The sequence below is a fragment of the Lysinibacillus sp. FSL P2-0066 genome (genome assembly GCF_037969495.1).
In the GTDB taxonomy this organism is placed as follows: Bacteria; Bacillota; Bacilli; order Bacillales_A; family Planococcaceae; genus Lysinibacillus; species Lysinibacillus boronitolerans.
In genome coordinates this window covers 389,011-405,767 of the sequence record NZ_CP150202.1, presented here as the reverse complement: position 1 = coordinate 405,767, position 16,757 = coordinate 389,011, and the positions used below count along the sequence as shown (strand labels likewise).

Annotated in this window: 12 protein-coding genes; 3 read left to right on the top strand and 9 right to left on the bottom strand. The window is 37.4% G+C overall.

Translation table 11 applies throughout. From position 1 onward, the window contains the following. Positions 1–142: 142 nt before the first annotated feature. On the top strand, positions 143–2,170 hold the full coding sequence (locus MKZ14_RS01965) for an EAL domain-containing protein (RefSeq protein ID WP_258859158.1): 2,028 nt from the start codon (positions 143–145) through the stop codon (positions 2,168–2,170). A gap of 45 nt (positions 2,171–2,215) precedes the next feature. Here MKZ14_RS01965 and MKZ14_RS01960 read toward each other — a convergent pair whose 3' ends face one another. After that, on the bottom strand, positions 2,216–2,683 hold the full coding sequence (locus tag MKZ14_RS01960) for a threonine/serine exporter family protein (RefSeq protein ID WP_175400783.1): 468 nt from the start codon (positions 2,681–2,683) through the stop codon (positions 2,216–2,218). Positions 2,684–2,704: 21 nt separating this feature from the next. Continuing rightward, on the bottom strand, positions 2,705–3,457 hold the full coding sequence (locus MKZ14_RS01955) for a threonine/serine exporter family protein (RefSeq protein WP_016994658.1): 753 nt from the start codon (positions 3,455–3,457) through the stop codon (positions 2,705–2,707). Positions 3,458–3,785: 328 nt separating this feature from the next. Between MKZ14_RS01955 and MKZ14_RS01950 the strand changes: the two genes are divergently transcribed. Continuing rightward, a complete protein-coding gene (locus MKZ14_RS01950; RefSeq protein WP_258859159.1) occupies positions 3,786–5,195 on the top strand; it encodes a polysaccharide deacetylase family protein in 1,410 nt (469 codons plus the stop codon). Positions 5,196–5,545: 350 nt separating this feature from the next. Here the strand turns inward: MKZ14_RS01950 and MKZ14_RS01945 are convergent, their stop codons facing one another. The 4 genes from MKZ14_RS01945 to MKZ14_RS01930 form a co-directional block, all read right to left on the bottom strand. Further along, the gene (locus tag MKZ14_RS01945) at positions 5,546–7,642 is read right to left on the bottom strand and encodes a beta-propeller domain-containing protein (protein WP_333005574.1); all 2,097 of its coding nucleotides are present in this window, start codon (positions 7,640–7,642) and stop codon (positions 5,546–5,548) included. A 130-nt stretch (positions 7,643–7,772) separates the two neighbouring features. Next, the gene (locus MKZ14_RS01940; protein WP_036078088.1) at positions 7,773–8,966 is read right to left on the bottom strand and encodes an acyl-CoA dehydrogenase family protein; all 1,194 of its coding nucleotides are present in this window, start codon (positions 8,964–8,966) and stop codon (positions 7,773–7,775) included. A 9-nt stretch (positions 8,967–8,975) separates the two neighbouring features. Then, on the bottom strand, positions 8,976–10,148 hold the full coding sequence (locus MKZ14_RS01935) for a saccharopine dehydrogenase C-terminal domain-containing protein (protein WP_004229703.1): 1,173 nt from the start codon (positions 10,146–10,148) through the stop codon (positions 8,976–8,978). Between the two features lie 26 nt (positions 10,149–10,174). Continuing rightward, on the bottom strand, positions 10,175–11,653 hold the full coding sequence (locus MKZ14_RS01930) for an aldehyde dehydrogenase family protein (RefSeq protein ID WP_036078085.1): 1,479 nt from the start codon (positions 11,651–11,653) through the stop codon (positions 10,175–10,177). 578 nt (positions 11,654–12,231) lie between these two features. On the opposite strand from MKZ14_RS01930, the gene MKZ14_RS01925 reads away from it, so the two are divergent. Further along, the gene (locus tag MKZ14_RS01925) at positions 12,232–13,032 is read left to right on the top strand and encodes a TIGR00266 family protein (RefSeq protein ID WP_004229711.1); all 801 of its coding nucleotides are present in this window, start codon (positions 12,232–12,234) and stop codon (positions 13,030–13,032) included. Positions 13,033–13,070: 38 nt separating this feature from the next. Here MKZ14_RS01925 and MKZ14_RS01920 read toward each other — a convergent pair whose 3' ends face one another. The 3 genes from MKZ14_RS01920 to MKZ14_RS01910 form a co-directional block, all read right to left on the bottom strand. Beyond that, the gene (locus MKZ14_RS01920) at positions 13,071–14,033 is read right to left on the bottom strand and encodes a D-glycerate dehydrogenase (RefSeq protein WP_036078082.1); all 963 of its coding nucleotides are present in this window, start codon (positions 14,031–14,033) and stop codon (positions 13,071–13,073) included. Positions 14,034–14,248: 215 nt separating this feature from the next. Continuing rightward, the gene (locus MKZ14_RS01915) at positions 14,249–15,541 is read right to left on the bottom strand and encodes a globin-coupled sensor protein (protein ID WP_016994460.1); all 1,293 of its coding nucleotides are present in this window, start codon (positions 15,539–15,541) and stop codon (positions 14,249–14,251) included. Positions 15,542–15,836: 295 nt separating this feature from the next. Next, on the bottom strand, positions 15,837–16,670 hold the full coding sequence (locus MKZ14_RS01910) for an undecaprenyl-diphosphate phosphatase (protein WP_026023486.1): 834 nt from the start codon (positions 16,668–16,670) through the stop codon (positions 15,837–15,839). Positions 16,671–16,757 lie beyond the last annotated feature (87 nt).

The following is a 16,757-nucleotide window of genomic DNA, read 5'->3' as shown; positions in this document are numbered from 1 at the left end:
TTCAAATCATTTCTTGAACTTCACTAGAAAAGTCCTATTATTTTTCACTATCAAATATTTACAAATATATTCATAATGACTAATTCCCGATTATTATCTATAATATTAGTATATATTGATTACCCAAGGAGATCGAATAATCATGAGTCATATGCATAAATCATTTACGATTGATGAACATTATTTAAATTCACTTCCTTTTCCTGCAATTATCATTAATCAAGATGGACAAGCGACGGTTTGGGGAAAGAGTGCTGAACATCTGATTGGCTTATCAGCTAATGATATTAAAGGAAATACTACTCCATCTATACACGAAAATCTACTGCGTCAGCTTCCTGTCGAAACACTTCAATCTATTTTACAAAAAGAGGACAGTACGTATCTAGAAAAAATTCAAGTACACACAGCTTCAAATGTAGAAATAACAACAGCTCTGCTTGCTAAACCTTTTACAAATGAGGGAGAACGTTTTATTCTATTGATTTTTATGCTACCAGAATTAATGACGCAAGCTATCTCTCATTGCAATACCTTTGTAAATCTTAAGCAAGGTTTAGATGCGACCTTCATGACTGTTACACTCGATCACGATGGATTTATCTTAGAATGTAATAATGAATTTTTAAAAACAAGCCAATGGACACCAAAGCGTGTTATCGGCAAAACCTTTTGGCAACTGTTCCCTGATAATGAAGCGAGTGAAAAAATAACACATACAATCTGGCGTAATTTAAATAACGGTCATACATGGCAGGGAGAAGTTGAAAAAATTACAAAAACGGGGCAATCCTATTGGGTACTACTAACGGCTATTCCCCTCGTTAATCTTGAAACAAATGAACAACAGTTTATCCTAATTGAAAAAGATGTTACAAAGTCAAAAACAATTCAACACCAACTTGAAAAAATTGCTTACATCGATACAGAAACTGGTTTGATGAATGCACATCGACTTGAAAAAGTAATTACCAATATGATTGACGATGAAAGACACTTTTCATTTGTTTATCTAAGTATTGATAAATTTTATACACTTAAAGAATTACATGATCAACAAATTGATCAAAGCCTAATTGTTGAATTTACAAATCGTATAAAAATGTATTTCCAAGATAGCACGATGGCTCGTATAAATGAAAATGATTTTGTTGTCATCACGCCTTTAAGTGAATGGTTTATTCAAGGCTTCTTATCTTACTTACAACAACATCCGATTTATAGCGGCAATATTGCTGTACCAATTTCTATTAGTGGTGGCATAACTAGATATCCTGAAGATCAATCAACATTCTCTCAGCTTATGAAGGCATCCATTGCTACTATTTCCACAGTACGTGAGGCTGGTGGAGACAAAATTGTTTCATTATCAACAGCAACACATAAAGCTTTAAATCGTAAAGCATTAATTGAAAAGCGCTTACTCCAAGCACTTGACCAAAAAAACTTGAAGGTACTCTATCAGCCACAAATTGATGTGTATTCCGGGAAAGTTACTGCTGTTGAAGCACTTGTACGTTGGGAAGATGAGGTAATAGGTGTTGTAACGCCTGATGAGTTAATTCCTATCGCGGAAGAAACAGGTCTGATTAACAATATTGGGTCCTTCATGCTGGAAAAGGCTTGTGAACAAGCCTTACTTTGGAAAAAGGCTGGCTATGATTTAAAAGTATCTATTAACTCTTCTGTACGTGAATTCCGTGATAAGAATATGGCAAAATCCATACTTGAAATGATTACAAAAACAGGTTGTCCAGCAAATCTATTACAAATAGAGATTACTGAAAAATTTGCTTTAGAAGCTGAAGCTGCATCTTCTATCGCACAGCAAATGCGTAAGCTTGAAAACGAAGGTATCGCTTTTGTATTAGATGATTTCGGTACTGGCTACGGTTCATTTAGATATATGCAAATTTTACCAATAAGTACTTTAAAAATCGATCAAACCTTTACAAATTCACTCTTGAAATCCGAAAAGAGCCAAAAGCTTATGCATGGTATGGTACAGCTAGGTAAATCCATGGAATTGAAAGTTGTTGCTGAAGGTGTAGAAACAGCTGAACAAGCAGATCTATTAATCACTTACGGCTGCGATGCCATTCAGGGCTATTATATTAGCAAACCCGTGACACCAGAAGAAATTGAACTAGTACTGACTAAAAAACAATAAATAAATAAATAAGGAGGCTGCGTTTATTGTGCACGCAGCCTCCTTCTATTTTTTATAAACCTTTTGTAATTTTACTTTACTTGAACGCACTGAGCGGAAGATGAGTTGAATAATTACTTCTGCAAAAACTAGTCCAATAACAATGGCACCTGTAATTAAAAATGCCTTCAAGCCATATTGCAAGCCTTGTAAGTAATCATCTTCTACCACATTTCTCATTGCATTATAGGCCATGCCCCCTGGCACTAACGGTATAATTCCACCAACAATGAAAATAATCATGGGTATTTTAAAACGTCGGGCATATAAATGAGCAACAATTGCAATGACAAATGAGCCAAAGAAAGAAGCTTTGACAACATCCATACCTTGCTCTGTTAGAACATAGTATATAATCCAGCCAATTACCCCAACGAGTCCGCAATGAAGTAGTGTTTTTCTAGGAACATTAAAAATAATGGCAATCCCAGCCGTTGCAAAAAAACTAACTATTAATTGTATAATAATGTCCATCATCTGCATATTGTCCGCCTCCTAAAATCCTAGTGTGACGGCGATTGCTGCACCAATAGCAAAGGCTGTTAAAAAGGCCTCTGCTCCCTTTGCCATCCCTGACATAAAATGACCTGCCATTAAATCACGAACTGCATTTGTAATCAAAATACCTGGTACGAGTGGCATGACGGAACTAATAATAATTTTATCAAGTTCAGTACCATAACCATACTTTACTGCAAAGAAGGCAACAAAGCCGAGGACGAGTGATGCTGTAAATTCAGAAAAAAACTTTACCCTTGTTAAATGATTGATTATTACAAGTACTAGGAAACCTAGCCCACCTGCTAAAAAGGCGATAGGAAAATCAGACCATCCACCCTTAAACATAATAAGGAAACAACCACTAGCAAGTGCAGCAGCCAAAACTTGTAAATAAGTTGGTAAAAAATAATTTGTTTTTTGTATCGACTTTAGCTCGTCATAAGCTTCTTCTAGTGTTATGATTTGAGATGTGAGTCTACGAGATACTGAATTTACCAAGGCTATTTTTTGTAAATCTGTAACCCTGCTGGGAATTGATGTAATTCTTGTTGGCTGTGTCTTGCCTAACGAAAAAATGATGCCAGTTGGTGTGGCATAACATTGAGCATTTGGCATATTTTGAGAATGTGCCATGCGCAGCATCGTATCCTCTACGCGATATGTTTCTGCACCACTTTCGATCATAATACGTCCCGCAAGCAACAAACAGTCAATCGTAAGTTCATTATCCACATCTTGTAAGACCATTGCAGCTATCTGCCTCCTTCAAAAGGTTCCTTGCCAATATTAACGAACTGCCAATAAAAACTCAACTGAAAATTTTTTCATAAGCAATGGGTTATTATCGTTCAATTTATTTTCAACTAATATTGAGCATTTTTTCTATTTTAGTAGGTATTTTACAACCTCTTATATAGAAGTACAACTACAATTCATTCACTAATTATAGAAGAAAAGTGATGTTAATAATTTTCCATAAAATAACATAAAAAGATTATAGATTTGTATAACTTTTTTAATGACTGACACGTCTGATTGTATAGAAAATAAAAAAGAGGGGAGCGTATCCAAAACCATGCAGGAACGCAGAAAAAGACGCGGTCCAATAATTGATTTCTTATTACTTAGCCTTATTGTGACCTTAACGACCGTTATACTTTTTATTATCCTTTCAAAGGATGAATTTAAGTTTCAAAAGATTAGTGCTTCAAAAGAATCCGAGACAGAATCGGTAAATAGTCATTTATCGACTGAAAGTTCTGCGTTTCCTGGCATACGTATTGTTACAGACGTTTCAAATGACAAACGAACACCATTTGCTATTCATTACCCACAAACAGATAACGAGGTTCTTAATGATGCCGTATTACAATACATATCGGATTCAAAAGAAAACTATCTAACATCGATGAAAAAAAATAAAGATAAAGAAGCAATGGGTGAATTAAATATTAGTCTTGAAACTTTTCCATACCGAGAGCATTACTATTCCTTTGTGTTAACAAAAATGCTATATCTAGGTGGTGCCAATCACGAAGTCTCAACAAAAACATTCTTTATTAACAACGAAACTGGCGAACAAATTACGATCCAAACACTCTTACAAAATGATGAGAATAATCTATCTACGTTAGCTGTAAACGTCCGAAAAGATTTGCAAAAAAACCTCCAATTAAAGGATGAGCTTTTCAACGATGAATTATTAAAAGCTACGGAACCAAAATGGTCTAACTTCAGTCGCTTTGCTATTGTTGACGATTCATTACAAATCTATTTCGATGAATATGAGATTGCTAGTGGAGCAGCAGGTACCCCAATAGTGAAGCTACCCCTTTCACTTATTAATCCATTGTTAGCCTCCGAGTTTCAAATCGCAATGGAAAATGTAAAACCAATCAATCCACCACCAACCGGTGATCCAAATAAAAAACGTATTGCTTTAACGTTTGATGATGGTCCACATCCAAAAGTGACAGAGCAAATTTTAAATATTCTCGATAAGTATCACGCAAAGGCTACTTTCTTCATGCTCGGTAGTCGTGTACAATATTACCCTGACATCGTAAAAGATGTTCTTGCACGCGGTCATGAAATTGGAAACCATTCGTGGAACCACCCTGTCTTAACAAAGCTTCCGCAAGAGCAAGTGATGAAAGAGTATAACACTACTGCCACTGAAATAGAGAAGGCAATCAATCAAGGTGCCACCGTTTTTAGACCGCCATACGGCGCAACTAATGACACAATTAACGCTGAAATTCCTATTCCTGTTGTGTTATGGACGATTGATACATTAGATTGGAAACACCGCAATGCACAGCAGCTTTTACCACATGTAAAAAATAATTTACACAATAATGCCATTGTTTTAATGCATGATATTCATCAATCCACTGCTGACGGACTTGACGCTGTTCTTGCCTATTTACAAGAGCAGGGTTATGAATTTGTGACTGTATCCGAGATACTGCCATATCGACAATAGTAATTAACAAAGAAAAGTCCAATGAATTTCATTGGACTTTCCTTTTTGTTGAAAAAAGATGATGTCAACGGCAGAAAAAGCAACTTTGCAAGGTGAGAGGTTGATCCAGCTTCCTTTCTAGGGGGCGTCCGCTGAGCCGCTCAATCCCCTAGGAGTGACGCTGTCTCCTCTCCAATCAACCATTCTGCATAGGTCTTACTTTTTCATAGTAGTTTAGCGATCAAATAGCCCTTTTTCTGTATACTTAGAGTAAACTCTTATTTTCAATGCGGAGAAGTGATGGGTGACAACACCTCTTCATAAAGAGTAGGCTACTTGATACCTTTCAATTGACTGTTTTGTTTTTCTTATTATTTTATTGTTAATGTATCTAAAGGCTTGAAGTCATTTAACTGATAGCTTTTTATCTCGTTACGCGCTATTGTATACAGCGTATTATCTATATAGACAACACGTTGTACAACCTGCTCCCAATTTTCATATGACTCACCATTCTTTCGATTGATTATATTTCCTTTCAATACAATCCCTTTCTCAGCAGTAATCTCATAAATTTGAGCACCTTGACCTTGATAGACAACTTCATCTCCCTTACCTGCCTCATACAGTACTACAGGGAAGCCAAAATAGTTGAATTCCTTATTGCGGAATAGCGCTTTAGGATTGTATTGCACTTCAGAGGAAGAACCTTTCCCACCGATTTTTACGGTCGATTGCTCTTTCGGATTTCGGAAGTCTGATACATCAAATAGGGACATCTTCATATTGGTTGTCACAGTAAAATTACGTTTCGTATACGAATCATAGCGTTGCTCCGTATCATAACCAATACCAATTAAATGCGTATCATCTAATGGATGGAGGTAATTACTAAAGCCAGGAATCTTCAATTCACCTAGTACAGCAGGCTTTTTCGGATTCGCTACATCAATGACAAACAGTGGATCCACTTGTTTAAATGTCACCACATATGCTTTTTCTCCCATAAATCTAGCTGAATATATCTTTTCTCCAGGCGCCATATCTTTTACTGAACCAAGCGTTTTTAAATGTTCATCCAAAATAAAGAGATGGTTATAAGAAGTACTTTTTTCATTCCACGTATTACCTTCTGTTGTAAAGATTCGGAAGTTCCCCTTATATTCATCCATTGAATACTGATTTAGCACAGTTCCCTTTACTTCAGTACTTCCAACAAAGTTCAAAGTCGTTCCATCTACTTTCCACTTGAAAATTTGAGTGTCAGCTGACCTCGGTAACCAAATCATATCCATGATGCGCTTTTCTGATGAAACATCAATATTACTTTCATACATTGGTGTCGTTAAATACAGAGCATTCTCTGACATATAAAGACCACTGCTTCCGCCTAAGTACCCTTTGGTATTGGCCGTTGTCTTAGCTCCATTTTTTAAATCGACAGCTGTAATTAAACTATAGGTACCATCCATCGTATTTGGTAAAATCGAGATTTTTTCTAAAGGTAGACTTTTGTATTCTGATCCTGCCATACTATCAAACGTTTTAGGCTTTAAATCCGTTTTATTATTTTCTTGTAGCATCCAATAATTTGGATACATATTACCAATTAAATATAATGTGTCCTTTGTTATTCGAATATCCTGTAAGAAGCCCTCTTGCCCCACATCACGTACATGCGTTGGATTGCTCGGATTTGAAATATCATAAAATGAGGCTGTTACCATAGCAGTGCCTGCTTTTTCAATATATTGATCCCCGATGGCAATTAATAGATTGTCATATAGCGCAAGCTTAGAAATGTATTGGGACTCTTTTAATTTAATACTTGTAGCCATCTTTAAATTCTTAGGATCTTTAGCATTCACAACAGTAATGCTCTGATCTTTTGCAGTGTAAATAAAGCCATCTTTTACAACTACAATGTCTCCCTCTTCTACCCCTTCTACTTGATTATTGGTAGTAGACTCATTATTAGCAGTTGCCTTATCTTCACTTGTTGCATTTTGGGCGCTCTCTTCTTCTCTAATTTCTACTCTTTGAGTTGTTAACAACTTTTTAAAATACCGCTGTAACTCTTTCTCAGATTTGACGGCTGTTAAAGTCTCGATAATTGTAAATGGGATTGTTTGTGAAGCTACATTCAGTCCGCCTTGTGCAAAGGCTTCCTTTTTCACATGCAACTGATAACTACCTGGTGCTAACTTTTTCACCACTACCGTTTTCTGATCTTCCAACAATTCAATTGTTGCAGGTACTTTGCGTCCTTTTTCCGTAGTGATATAGACATATTCTTCAGTAATTTTGTTTTTCTTTAAAGCAACCGAAAAAGATGCTTGCCAGTTTTGTGTTGCCATACTTGCACTAGCGGCCTTTGCCGTCACATCTGTATTCACTATCCATGTAAAAATGCCAGGCACGATAGCTAGAACAATAATCAGCATAATTGCGAGCCATTTACTTTTCATTATGTTCCCTCTCTTTCATATACTTGTTTATCAATTAGACTAGTAAAAAGGAGGAAAGTTACATTTTTCTGAAATTTTCTAAGTAAGTTAAACCACTACAAAAAGCGAGAGGGAAATGTTTCCCTCTCGTTTATTCTTCAAATGGCCATTTAGGCAACATATTTTTTAATGGCTTATCTTGTCGTCTTCCCAATACATAATCAGCCTGCATAATAGTATGAATTTCTCGAGTTCCTTCATAAATGACTGGAGCTTTGGAGTTTCTTAAATAACGGGCAACTGGATATTCGTCTGAATAGCCATATGCTCCATGAATCTGTACCGCATCATCAGCAGCCTTATTGGCAAAATCACAAGACTGCCATTTTGCCAATGATGTCTCTCGAGTATTTCGAACACCCTTGTTTTTCAATTCTCCAACACGATAGACAAGGAGACGACTCATTTGATAGCCTGCTTCCATATTAGCAATCATTCGTCCAACAAGCTGATGCTCACCTATAGGCTTACCAAACGTCTCTCGTTCATGACAGTATTTCACACTAGCCTCTATGCAAGCTTGGATTAAACCAACAGCACCTGCTGCTACTGTAAATCGACCATTATCTAAAGCAGACATGGCAATTTTGAAGCCCTCGCCCTCTTCACCAAGTCGGTTTTCGATTGGCACGCGTAAATCTTCAAAAAAGAGCTCACCAGTATTACCAGCCCGGATACCATATTTCCCTTTAATCGCTTTAGATGTGAAGCCAGCCATGGAACGTTCTACAATAAACGCACTAATCCCATGATGTTTCTTCGATTTGTCTGTATAGGCAAATACGATAAAGTGATCTGCAATATCACATAAGGAGATCCACGTTTTTTGCCCATTGAGGATATAATGATTTCCATCAAGAACAGCAGTTGTTGACATAGCAGCTACATCAGATCCAGCGCCCGGCTCTGTGAGACCAAAAGCGCCAATCCGAACACCCTTAGCTTGTGGAACAAGGTATCGCTGCTTTTGCTCTTCAGTCCCCCACTGCATTAAGGTCATGCTATTTAAACCTGTATGGACAGATACAGCTGTGCGAAATGCTGTATCTCCTCGTTCAAGCTCCTCACATACGATAGCAAGTGAATTATAATCCATGCCACTACCTCCGTATTGCTCAGGAACACAAACCCCCATTAAGCCAAGCTCAGCTAGTCTTGACCAAATTTTAGCATCAAAGCCACCTTCAGCATCCCACTTTGCAATATAGGGAATGATTTCATCATCAACAAACTGCCTTACTGTTTTTCGTAGCATTTCTTGCTCAGTGGACATTTCAAAGTTCATGGTCAGCACCTACCATTTCACAATCATAGCAGATTTATGTGATGTCTCTTTAATCACCACGCCGCGTTTTGCCATCTCTTCAATATACGTATCACCTGGCACGATTGCTTCAGGCGGGAATACACCATGCTCTGTAATAGCACCCGCACCAATCATCTGTGCTACAACTGAAATTGTATTTGCGGTAGCACGCGCCATAGCTGTTTCATTAATTGTCATATCCTTACGTACAACCATTTCATATTCATATGTCACCTGCTGCTGGGCTTTTTCACCAGCCACAATAACACGTAACAATACAGCATCAGGTTTTGTGCCTAATTCTAGTTTCTTTTTGAGTGCCTCTCGTACGACTGCACGAACAGGTACTTCTTGGTTATCCACTTCTACCTTATTTGCAGAATCAAGGAAACCTAAATCAGCTAAAAGTTTAAATTTCTCAGCATGGCCTTTATAACGGATGGTTTTATATTCTAATGTGCGGACATTCGGGAATGTCTTATACAATGTGGAGATACCACCAGATGTATAAAATGCCTCAAGCACACCAAAATCATCAAAATAAATAGGTTCAACGCCTGATAGGGATGGAACTTCTTCAAGCTTACCCTTCTGAATCGTTTTTGAAGGCTCAGTATAATGATCGAATACGCCATCTAAAGAAAATACGCGTGTATAATGAAGCGGAGGCTTTGGTTCAGTTGGAATACCACCAACAAATAGTTTAATAGATTCTACTTCGTCTAATTTTGAAGCACCATAGCCCGCTAGAATATTGACCATGCCGGGAGCAACACCTAAATCAGGGATAATTGTAACACCCTTTGCCTTTGCTTCCTCATGTAAATCTAGTATCTTCTCTGTAACGCCACCGATATGACCACCTAAATCGACGGAATGGACACCTGCCTCAATAGCTGCTCTTGCTACTCGCTCATTGAACGAATAAAACAATGCATTGACGGCAACATCCCCCTTCGAAATAACGTTCATTAATGAATCGTCACGTTCTGCATGTAGTTCTACCACTTCTACCTTATTCGTATCTAGCGTATCTACAAAGTCCTGTGCAACTTTTACATCGATATCACCTAAATATACACGCTCCACTTTATCGTTTTTTATTAAATCACGAGCTACCTCTTTCCCCATTAAACCTGCACCTAATACAACAACTTTCATCAAGAACATCCCCTTTCGTTGATCTGTTACTCTGTATCGATTTGTGCTCTTTGTAATTTACCGCTGTAGTCTACATAAATACTTTTCCACTCTGTGTATACATCTAGGGCTGCTACACCTGAATCGCGGTGACCATTTCCTGTCCCTTTAGTACCTCCAAATGGCAAATGGATTTCAGCACCTGTTGTGCCGGCATTTACATAAACAATACCTGTGTCTAAATCACGTTGTGCGCGGAAAATTGTATTGACATCTTGTGAGAATATTGAGCTAGATAAGCCAAATTTCACACCATTATTTACTTCAATTGCTTCTTCCAAACTTGCCACTTCAATTAGAGATACGACTGGACCAAAGATTTCTTCTTGGGCAATAATCATGTCAGGCTTCACATTCGTAAACAATGTTGGCTCATAATAGAACCCCTTATCATAAGGTGGTTCATTTAATATCCTGCCACCTGCTAATAATGTAGCACCCTCTTGTTTACCTATTTGTACATAGTGATTAATTTTTTCCAATGCTGCTTTATTAATCACTGGCCCGATTTTAACTCCCTCATCTAGACCATCCCCAATTGTGAGCTTTTGCATTTCATCTAAGAGACGTTTTTCTAATTGTTCTTTTACATCTTTATGCACAATGACTCGACTACATGCTGTACACCTTTGCCCAGCAGTACCAAATGCGCTCCATAAAATCCCCTCTGTAGCTAGCTGTAAATCAGCATCATTCATGACAATAACAGCATTTTTTCCACCCATCTCTAAAGAAACCTTTTTCAAATGTTTCCCGCCAAGTTCAGCTACTTTACTGCCAGTTGTTGTAGAACCTGTAAATGAAATAACTTTGACGTCAGGATGTTCAATTAATGCTGTACCTACTGTAGGTCCTGTACCAAATACGATATTAGCAACACCATCAGGTAAGCCTACTTCCTCAAAAATTTTACCCATTTCATAGGCCATCATTGGAGTCTCATTAGACGGTTTCCAAATGAATGTATTCCCTGCAACAATGGCAGGAAATGACTTCCACGTGGCGATAGCAACAGGAAAATTCCAAGGTGTAATGAGTGCTACTACGCCTATAGGTGCCCTTACACTCATAGCAAATTTATTGGCAAGCTCAGACGGTGTTGTTTCACCAAACAATCTACGTCCTTCACCAGCCATATAGTATGCCATATCAATTCCTTCTTGGACTTCTCCTCTAGCCTCTTCAATGACCTTGCCCATCTCTTTTGTTAAAACGGTCGCCAAATGTTCTTTTTTTTCTTTCATTTTTTGACCGATGGCATATAAATAATCTGCACGTTTTGGTGCTGGTATAAGTGCCCAGCTCTTTTGTGCTTGTTTAGCAGCAGCTACAGCCTCGCCTACCTCATTCGAAGTAGAGCGTGGAATGGTAGCAAGCTGCTCACCGTTTGCAGGGTTCGTCACTGCTATACTTTGTAAATGTGAATGTGTGATCCATTTACCACCGATATAGTTTTTAATCTCCACTACATACACCCCCTGAAATACTCTATGATGCCTCAGCTGTTGTACCAGTCGTATTCCATAGGTATAAGTCTATGAATTTAACCAGAATCCATTTTGCCTTTGGATATTGCGTCCGAGCAGTGGAATGTGCTTGCACGTTTCACTTTTCGTGACAGCTACCAGTGGCTTTATCTCCATACATCAATAGTTGCTCTCCACCAAAAGAAAAAATGTCTCATTAGGAATCTTGGAGTGAGCGGAGATAAAATATGTCAAAATTCCGAATTTTCAATATACACCACACCTTGTAATACTAGCATTTCAATAATAATCGGTGACAACTGCCAGAGGCTTTATTTCCACTTAACTTCATTGCCTCTATATAGAGGATGGCTTCTTAATTTAGAAGCCTCTTAGGGTTATGTATATTCACAATACCCTTAGTTAAATGAAAATAAATAATACACATTCTAGTTTTTTATATTCGACATTTTCTAACTAATTCCCTTTTTTTCTAAAATATTTAATTTTCTATTGAAACCAATGCAGCTTATAATCGTATACAATATCATTAAATTTATTTTTGGAGGAATCCCTTTATGAATAATCATGAAATTGACTACAAGTTATTTGGTGACGACATGCAATATGTGCAAGTTGAGCTTGACCCTCAGGAAACAGTTGTTGCAGAAGCAGGTGCGTTAATGATGATGGATGATTCGATCCATATGGAAACTATTTTTGGTGACGGCTCACGAGGTGGCTCACAAAGTGGTCTAATGGGGAAATTATTAGGTGCAGGGAAACGGCTAATAACAGGGGAAAGCTTATTCATGACAACATTTACAAACGTTGGCTCAGGTAAAAAACATGTTTATTTCGCTTCACCATACCCAGGGAAGATTATTCCAATGGATTTAAGCCAATTAAACGGTAAAATTATCTGTCAAAAAGATGCATTCTTAGCTGCTGCTAAAGGTGTTTCTGTTGGCGTTGAATTTCAGAAAAAAATTGGAGTAGGCTTCTTTGGTGGTGAAGGTTTCATTATGCAAAAGCTAGAAGGTGACGGCATGGCGTTTGTGCATGCAGGAGGAGCCATTCATGAAAAAACATTACAACCGGGTGAAGTTTTACGTGTGGATACAGGATGTCTTGTAGCAATGACATCCAATGTGGATTACGATATTGAAATGGTTGGAGGCGTAAAAACAGCACTGTTTGGAGGCGAAGGAATCTTCTTTGCTACATTACGTGGTCCTGGAACAGTGTGGGTACAATCATTACCATTTAGCCGTTTAGCCAGTCGTGTCTTTGCAGCTGCCCCTATTTCGCAAGGCGGAGGCGGTCAATCAAAAGGTGAAGGCGGTATCGGCGGCTTATTCGATTTATTCAATAGATAAAAAAATGGAGCATATCTTTCACCGATATGCTCCTCTTTTTAATCAATTCGATTGGATATTGCCTTGCCTTGTCCATAAGCAGTCAAAGCTTTTACATTTAACATTAGCATAGCTGTTCTCGTTTCTAATGACGCGCTACCGATATGTGGCAGAGCTACTACATTTGGAAGTGTTAATAAGGGATGATCCATCGCAATCGGCTCTTGTTCAAACACATCTAGTCCTGCAGCCCAAAGCTTCCCATTTTTAAGAACATCGTATAGCGCACCCTCATCAATAATTCCACCTCGTGAGGCATTAATTAATACCGCATCTTCTTTCATCAATGCAAGTTCCCGCGCTCCAATAAGTCCTTCCGTATCACTATTATAAGGTGTCATGATCACAACAAAATCAGATTGCTTTAATAGATCCTCCAGTGAAACATACTGGAAGCCATACATTTCTTCCGCTTCATGACGACGTCTGCGATTATTATACAAGATTTTCATATCAAAACCTTTTGCTCTTCTAGCAACGGCTTGGCCAATTCTCCCCATGCCAATAATGCCAATTGTGGCTCCTGAAACATCCTTGCCAACCAATTGCATTGGATACCAGCTTTTCCATTTGCCCTCACGTAAATATCTTTCACTTTCTGGAATTCTACGGGCAGTTGCAAGCAGTAAGCCAAATACTAAATCTGCAGTTGTATTCGTTAAAACACCCGGCGTATTTGTCGCCATAATGCCTCGTTTTTTTAAAGCCTTCACATCGATATTATTATATCCAACTGCTAAATTCGTCACTAATTTTAAGTTGGGTGCATGTGAAAGTAATTCTTCATCTACTTGGTCGGCTAACGTTACCCACAGTACCTCACAGTCAGCGACAGCTGCTAGTAATTTTTCACGTGGGATCACAATCTCTTCCTCATCCCACTGTGAGATTTCATAAAACTCCTGTAATAGTTCAACAATATGTGCAGGAAACTTACGTGCTATAAATAATTTCTTTTTCATGCTCCAAACACCCCTCTACTCAATTCCCTAATTCGCCTATAGCGTAACACTTAAAACAAGCATTTTCTAGGGTTTTGTAGTCTTCCTCTTTCTATAAAATTTGTTATTAGCTATTTCATCAGCCTATTAGTTGATTCATCCATAAAATAAGACCTTTCATCCTAATTCACATACTAAAAAACTATGCATAAATAGAATGCATAGCTATATTTCTTTTAAAACTCTCTAATTGTTGTATTTAAGCGATTCGCCACTCTCTCTAATTCTTCCGAAGATTCACCAATCGATTCAATAATAGTAGCCAGTTCAGATACTTGATTACCAACCTTTTGAAAATTAGAGATCGAATCCTCTACAGAGCCAGAAATCGCATCAAATGCTTTTAGAGATTCAGCATTACGTTCGATACTACTATTCACAAGCTCCTGTATGTCCTGAATAGCTTGTACAACTTGAGTTGTAATACCATTTGACGTCATGATTAACTCAGCAATCTGTTCAACAGAGCTTTTCGTTTGATCCGCAAGCTTGCGTACTTCGTTTGCAACAACTGCAAAGCCTTTACCATGCTCACCAGCACGTGCTGCCTCAATCGCAGAGTTTAACGCAAGTAAATTTGTTTGCCCAGAAATACTTTTCACAATTTCTACAACGGCATTTATTTTCGAAGAAGATGCATCTAATTGCTCTACCATATTTGCCATTTCAACGGTCTTGTGATGAATCTTCCCTGTTTGCTCATCAATAGATATTATTTTAGTATAACCTTCACTAGACACTTTTTGCATAGATTCAGCCTCATATACACTTTCCTTCAAGAAAGCGTTGACACGCTTTGCGCTATAGACAAGCTCTGTTACTGTTTCAGTCGTAGTTTGAGATTGAACTTCTAATTGCGTAGAAATTCCGCCTATAATATCCTTTACATGATCCCTAACATTATTGCGTTGTTCCTCAATTAGTATGCTTGCATAGTTATCGTATTCTTCTAAAACGATTTGTTGTTCAAAATTACATATTTTACTGATAGCATCACAAAACTTCTCTTCCTCACCCTTTGGTAATCGAAGCTCATAGACTATTTTGCGAAGTGATTTCTCAAGAATTTGAAAAGCAGCTAAATACCACTTCGGATATAAATTAATCTTTACATGCATTTTTGCCACACGTCTCCGCTTCTCTAAAAAGGCTTCATCTATTCGCCCCTCAAACATTTCAATAATATGATGACGTAATGTTTGACGTAGACGTTCGCTGGAGCTATTTGATTGAATAACCTTATGTAAGGAAGGAACACTTTCTATTGCATGATAAAATGCCCCTACCACTTCTACTACATTTCTTTCTACATATGGTTTTAAACTACTAATCAGCTGAAGATCATGAACACTTAACCCTACAAGATTTAATTGTAGTAAACGGTCTGGATCTTCTATAAAAATACCGATAGTTGTTTCATTGCTTATTTCAATTGTATTTTTCTTAGATCTATTGATAAGTTGAAACATTTTCTCCACCTCATATTTTAATCATATATATTTAACTAAGTCTATATTCCTATTTTTCATTATAAAACAACATATAATTAGACACTTTATGTATCAATTATAATCTCAAAACAGATAAATGAACAATATATAGGTAAATGATGTCTAATATTATTATAATTTGCTATTATTTTATGTATAAAGATGATTCTTTATACTCACTTTCCTTCACTTTAATGAAAAAATGGATGGAGGATTCAATAAATTTAACGCAAAAAAAGCCACTGCTTCTTGAAGAAGAAGCGTGGCTTATTGTTTACATGAAAATAATAACGCAAAGAACTGCGGCTAAAACTAAACGATAAATTGCAAAAGGCATTAATTTTACCTTTGAAATAAGTGCTAAGAAAAACTTAATGGACAGTAATGCAAAGACGAACGAACTAATAAATCCGACAGCATAAAAACCGAAATAGTCCATTGATAAAGTATCCCAGTTTTTCAAAACGGATACGAGGCTAGCTCCTGCCATGATTGGCACAGCCATAATGAATGTAAAATCAGCTGCAACACGATGACTCATACCAAATAGTACCCCACCCGAAATAGTTGCGCCTGAACGAGAAAAACCTGGCCATAGAGATAGGCATTGTACTAGCCCTACCTTAAATGCTAAACCATAGGAAATCTTATCTAAAGAATCTACTTTTGGTTTTCTAGGTGCTAACTTATCTGCAGCAATCATTAGAATTGCTCCCGCCACTAATGCATAAACAACATGCTCTACTTTAAAAAGATGGTCGTCAATAAAATCCTTGAATGCAAAACCTAAGACAACTGCCGGTAGCATCCCAACAATAACATGCAATAAGTTAAAGCGGCCATTTATGGACTTAGCTTGACCTTCAATATTATATAAACCGACTAAGCTTAACATACGTTTCCACATAACTACGATAACCGCTAATATGGACCCAAGTTGTACAACAATTTTAAATGTGTTGGCAGGATATTTCCCTAAAAACTCCTCTGTCTTTAACCACATATCATCCACGATAATCATATGACCCGTAGAAGATACTGGTGCAAATTCCGTCATACCTTCGACAAAGCCCAATATTAATGCTTTTAATAACTCTATAATTTCCACCATGTCACCTTACCTTTTTTAATCAAATACTCATTTATTATAGAATACTCCGTTTTCATATACTACTGCCATTTCACCTAACAAGCC